Annotated in this window: 7 protein-coding genes; 3 read left to right on the top strand and 4 right to left on the bottom strand. The window is 63.1% G+C overall.

The features are described from left to right. Nucleotides 1-468 precede the first annotated feature (468 nt). From AB0G16_RS38250 to AB0G16_RS38235, 4 genes are all read right to left on the bottom strand, one after another. Nucleotides 469-930 (bottom strand): hypothetical protein, encoded by a 462-nt coding sequence (locus AB0G16_RS38250; RefSeq protein ID WP_362815852.1) that lies wholly within the window; start codon nucleotides 928-930, stop codon nucleotides 469-471. A gap of 35 nt (nucleotides 931-965) precedes the next feature. Further along, entirely contained in the window at nucleotides 966-1,481 is a 516-nt protein-coding gene (locus AB0G16_RS38245) for a hypothetical protein (protein ID WP_362815850.1), read from the bottom strand. Between the two features lie 345 nt (nucleotides 1,482-1,826). Further along, a complete protein-coding gene (locus tag AB0G16_RS38240; protein WP_362815848.1) occupies nucleotides 1,827-2,033 on the bottom strand; it encodes a hypothetical protein in 207 nt (68 codons plus the stop codon). A gap of 55 nt (nucleotides 2,034-2,088) precedes the next feature. Next, complete coding sequence (locus tag AB0G16_RS38235) at nucleotides 2,089-2,286, bottom strand: hypothetical protein (protein WP_362815846.1); 198 nt, start codon at nucleotides 2,284-2,286, stop codon at nucleotides 2,089-2,091. Here AB0G16_RS38235 and AB0G16_RS38230 point away from each other — a divergent pair. The 3 genes from AB0G16_RS38230 to AB0G16_RS38220 all read left to right on the top strand — a co-directional run bounded on the left by AB0G16_RS38230 (nucleotide 2,257) and on the right by AB0G16_RS38220 (nucleotide 5,045). Then, a complete protein-coding gene (locus AB0G16_RS38230; protein WP_362815845.1) occupies nucleotides 2,257-2,793 on the top strand; it encodes a hypothetical protein in 537 nt (178 codons plus the stop codon). The genes AB0G16_RS38235 and AB0G16_RS38230 overlap by 30 nt on opposite strands. 31 nt (nucleotides 2,794-2,824) lie before the next feature. Beyond that, the gene (locus AB0G16_RS38225) at nucleotides 2,825-4,063 is read left to right on the top strand and encodes an NACHT domain-containing protein (RefSeq protein ID WP_362815843.1); all 1,239 of its coding nucleotides are present in this window, start codon (nucleotides 2,825-2,827) and stop codon (nucleotides 4,061-4,063) included. Between the two features lie 76 nt (nucleotides 4,064-4,139). Then, complete coding sequence (locus tag AB0G16_RS38220) at nucleotides 4,140-5,045, top strand: hypothetical protein (protein WP_362815841.1); 906 nt, start codon at nucleotides 4,140-4,142, stop codon at nucleotides 5,043-5,045. Nucleotides 5,046-5,231 lie beyond the last annotated feature (186 nt).

The following is a 5,231-nucleotide window of genomic DNA, read 5'->3' as shown; positions in this document are numbered from 1 at the left end:
AACAACACGATCAGCCGCTACGTCACGGCTTCACCTCCTGCTCTGCTGGGCGCACAAAAAGGGCTCAGTGACGCGCTGACCGCCTGAGATGCACGCCGTATGACCAGGGTCCCGGACACCACCGGGACCCTTCGGCGTTCCGGGGTCGGTTCTGGCCCATACGGCCCTCGGAAAGCCCGACGCCACCTGGGGAAACGGCCTCAAGATCATTGCGCGTATATTCCGCGACCACCGACATAGGGCCGCTCAGGGTGGCATCTGGCTGCACACCCCAGAAACGCAAAAGAGGCCCCGGAGGGCCTCTGAGTTGCTGTTTCTGCTGGTGGCAGGTGCAGGACTTGAACCTGCGTAGGCTGAGCCGACGGTTTTACAGGACATGACCGTTGCTTGCGCTTCGTGGCCGCTGACCTGGGATGAGGCTTCCTTCCGCAGTAGCGACCGCCTTGATCATTGCACGCATATTGCACGTCAGGGCAGACACTTCCCGAGATCCATCCAACGTCCGATCTGCGTTCGCACCGGTCCCGTCGTCAACCGATCGGCGACCAGTTCCATGGGCTTGATCAGGTTCTTGCAGGTGCGCAGAGCGTGCATCTCATGCCGCAGTCGCACGGTCCAGTCCGTCGCCCACTCACGTGCCTGCTCCAAGCTCAACGGCAGAGTCTCCGGCACGTCTGCGGCCAGCCAATCCGCACTCCACAAAGGGTCGCCGTTGGGCCCAAGGTCGGCAATGAGCAACGCCCGGAGGCTGAAGCGCCGCGTGTTCACGTCCTGCGTGGGGCAACCGGCCTGTTCGAGCCCGTCGAGTGCGGCGAAGGCGACCCGCCCCCAGACCCGTCGCTCTTCACCTCGATCGCGCTCCTGCGCGTAGAGCAGGTTGACCTGATACACGCTCAACCACTGGTTGACACGGTCCTCGGCGAACTCCATACCATCACCGCTCCCCATGCCGTCATCTCCTTGCTCTACCGCCCGGCCTCCGGCGTAGGAGGAGGCGCGTAGTAACCCGGGCCCGCGATGAGGACGTTGTCGAAACAGGTGTAGCGCTCGCGTTCTTCCTCGTCATCGTCCTGATCCGGAACCATGGGGCGCCCCAGACCGATCGAAAGTTCCGGGACGGTACAGCTATAGCCGTCCTCCTCGATCTCGAAGCGCTCCCGCAGGACGTCCACCACCCGCTTGGCCGGCACGGAGAACACGTCCATGCCCAGCAAGAACACCTGAGCCCCGGGACGGGCGTCGAAATCACGGAAGATCTCCACGGTCTGGACGACTCCGGTGGAACCGCAGTGGACGACGACGTCGATGCCGGACCCTCCGCCGCTGATCCTCCAATCGAGCGGCAGCGCCCCCGGATACGGCGCGTACTCCACGGGCTCACCCCAGGCACGCAACGCCCGCCCGGCTTCCAGCCGAGGGGAGCCAAGCAGAATCGGACCGACAGACCCCAACGGGTCAATCTGAATCACCAACGGCCTCACGTCCAAGCCTCCTCAGGTCACACGACACATAGAGCGATCCTCTCTCGCCAGGGAAGAGGTGGCCACAAGGGCGCATAGCTCCACTAGCGGTTTTCAAGAGTGCTACGTTTCCAGCGGGAACAGGGCCTCTGACCAGCGCAGAAGCATTTTTGCTGGCCCTTCTCACAGAAGATCATCCCGCGCATATCCCGCAAGGACTGTGTGAGCTGCTTGCGCCGGACTGCGGCCATCGGATTAGAAGTGGATTGGTGCTTCTCGGCCCGATAGCGCGCTGACCTGCTGACGAGTCATGTGATCTCATTGGGGGAGAGGAGGTCGATCCGCATATGTTCCGGATCTTGAAAATTACTCAGCCTCCATCGCCGGTACCCACGCGAGGGTCACGCCTTTCTGTTGCTCCCCCTTGCGGTAGATCTCGTGGGCGTCGCGTCCCTGAGCCCATCGTCGGGCATACGGAGCGGACTGGACCACGATGCCGTCGCGCACGATCAGCCCAACGGTGGCGCGGTGGGTGGACCACCAGATGAGGCCGTTCTTAAGGTCGTCGTTCACGACCGGACTGTAGCGGCGGCGTACGACAATCCGCGGAGAAGGTTCCGGTACGTGCTCATGTAGTCGACGGTTTTACTGGATCGGCCCTCCCGACTACACCCTCGACCACCAACCCCAGCGCCTGAACCAGCTGATCCTCGAACTCACCACCGCCCAGCACCGCCACAACCGGCTGGTCCGCCAGCACGGCTGGCTCAAAACCTTCAACGCCATCGACTGCTCGTTGAGCATCTGCATCGATCTGCGATTTCACGGACAACCGCATCAGCGTGAACCCTGGAGCGATCGCATTGATCACCTCATTCCCAGCCCCGCCCTCTTCACCGCCTCGCTGTTCCTCGCCGCGTTCTACCCCGAGATCGTCCACCTCGCCGAACTATTCTGCTCTCCTGCCTGGCGGCCTATCGCCGAACGAGCCGTCACCTCACCCGAGCATCGCGCGGCCATCACCGCCCAGATCAACCGCGTCCTCGATCGGCACACCAACCCCAGCCACTACGACCACAACTACGTCGTCACCACCTGGCTCCAAGGGATGACCAGCGCATCGCGCTTCGAACCCGACAAGACCTTCCCCGAGACCCGGCACAACACCATCGACGGCACTCCGGCCAGCCCAGATGCCCTCTTACTCAAGCGCCGACGCAAAGCCCGCCAGGAATTTAAAAAGCACCGACACGCCCCAGCATGGACCTTGCCCCGCAACATCCGACAGACCAGCTCTACCTTCCCGCTGCCGTCTCAACCCGTCCCGCAGTGAGTGACAGCCGCCTAACGATTCCGATCGCACCGTGCCTGCGCACCTCGTATTGCTTCACGTGATCTTTCGGTCACGGAATGATGAGATCATGTCAGGAAGCTTTTGGAAATGGGCGGCCATCATCGTGTTCGTCGCCATGATGAGCGCGATGGGCTTCTTCTTGTTCATGCAGGCCGATCTAGCGAAAGCCGACCAGTGGGCCAGCGTGATCGGCGCATTCATCGGCTTGAGCAGCCTGGCAGTAGGGCTCGGAATATTCACGGACCGCCGTGCGCCCTCGACCTCGACGTCAGCAAGTCCCGAGGACACTATCGCCGCAGCCAAGAAGGCGCTGACCGGCCTGGTCTTCCAGCAGTGGCGTACCGAGGCGGCCATCCGGTCCTTGGATGACCCCGAGCCGATCCCGATCTCCTGGCACCTCGTCGACGACGCGGGCTTGATGGACCATCCGCGGCTGGTCGGCGAGCACCTGTTGGCGTTCCGCGGCTCCAACGACCAGATCCCCGGCCTGGCTCAAGCCTTTCGGAAGTTGCGGCGCCGACGGTTGGTCATCACCGGCAGCCCCGGCACCGGCAAGACCACCCTGGCTATTCAGTTGCTGCTGCACCTGGTGGGCCCTGAACGTGATGAGGCTGATCCGGTGCCGGTGCTAGTGCCGGTCAACGGCTGGGACACCAGCGTTCACCCTCGGCTGCACGACTGGCTCGCCGTTCGTCTGCCCCGCGACTACCCGGCGCTGAACGCCCCGCAGTTCGGAACGGGTGCTGCCAAAGCTCTGCTCGATCACGGCCACATCCTGCCCATCCTGGACGGCCTGGACGAGATCCCTGCACCAGCCCGTATCGCAGTGATCTCAGCGTTGAACCGTTGGCTGGCCGAAGGCGACCAGTTCATCCTCACCAGTCGCTCCGCCGAGTACACCACTGCGATTGAACAAGTCAGGGACGTGCTGACCGCCACCGCAGTCATCGCGCCAGCTGCCATCACTCCCGCCGATGCCGAAACCTACCTGCGTACCAGCCTGCCGCCGATGCCTCGTCACGACTGGACCCCGATCTGGGTCGCGCTACACAATGCCTCTCACCCAGGCTTGAGCCGACTGACGGAAACCGCGCTGGGATTGTGGCTAATCCGCACCATCTATATCACTCCCGCCGCCGACCCCACCCTGCTGACCGGCCCTCTGGCCCAACAGAAGGCGACGCTGCGAGCCCATCTGTTCGACCACCTCATCGCTGCCGTCATCGACAGCCGCCCCCCCCAGCCGTAACCCCGCCGAGCACTTCCGACCCCGCACTGCGTGGAACCCCGACCACGCCCGCAACCATCTGACCTACCTTGCCCGCGTGCTGAACCGACACGACACCTATGATCTGGCCTGGTGGCACCTCGCCCAATACACCATTCCCCGCAACAAACGCCCCCGCGTCGCTTGGCAGACCGGGTTTCTGTTCGGGCTCGCGGTCGGGCTTGTGGTCGGGTTTGCGGTTGCGTCCGCGAGCGGGCCCATGTTCGAATCCGTGGCCGGACTCCTGACCGGGCTCGTGTTCGGGCTTGCGGGCGGGCTCGTGTTCGGGCTTGCGGGCGGACTTATGGGCGGGCTCTTGGTCAGTAGATGGTTCACCGAAACCCCCGGATATGCCGACCTGCATCTGTCAGGAAGAACAGCCGACCTCATCAAAAATTTGCGAAACGCGCTCGTCCTCGGGCTCCTGTTCGGACTCACGGTCGTGCTCTTGGACGGATCCTCAGACGGGCTCGCGATCGGGCTTGCGTTCGGGCTCATAGTGGGGCTCACGGCCGGAGTGATCAAATGGACAGAACGGCCCACATCCTCCACAGCTGTGACCACACCGTTGCCCAGTTGGAAAGCTGACAAAATCCTGACTCTGTTACAAGTCATAGCTATCGGGCTCGCAGTCGGGCTCGCAGTCGGGCTCGCGGTTGGCCCCGCGGTTGGGCTCGCAGTCGGGCTCACAGCCGGGCTTCCGCTCGGGCTCCTGCTTGGAAATCACCACGCTTGGCTGGCCTACATGATCGCCATCCGGCGACTGACCAAGAAGGAGCATCTGCCCCGCAAGCTGATGGCGTTCCTCGACGACGCCCACCGCCTCGGTCTACTTCGCACCGTCGGCCCGATCTACCAGTTCCGCCACGCCGAACTTCAAGACCACCTCGCCGCCCTACCGCCAGCGAACAGCAAGCCCACCAGTACGACCACAACAGCAAGATCAACCGAAAGTGCCAGCTAAGCCCGAATAACACCACCCCACATTGCCCCAATCAATCTGACACCTCCCAGCTCAGCGACTCCGCTCTCGCCACTTTGAGCTGGAATGGACAGTCGTTGTCCTGTCCAGGCGAACCTTGCACCTTCGGACTTAGAACTGCTAACACAATGAGTTGAGGCGGCGCCAGCAGAGCAAGGCGCAGCCGAG

Origin of the sequence: Streptosporangium sp. NPDC023615, from assembly GCF_040640155.1 — a bacterium.
In the GTDB taxonomy this organism is placed as follows: Bacteria; Actinomycetota; Actinomycetes; order Streptosporangiales; family Streptosporangiaceae; genus Streptosporangium.
Note: the sequence above shows the minus strand (reverse complement) of the source record. Positions and strands in the feature narration are given on the sequence as shown.

Excerpts from the sequence above, each read along its gene's own strand:
- AB0G16_RS38250 (WP_362815852.1), bottom strand. The coding sequence starts at position 930 with ATGGAGTTCGCCGAGGACCGTGTCAACCAGTGGTTGAGCGTGTATCAG.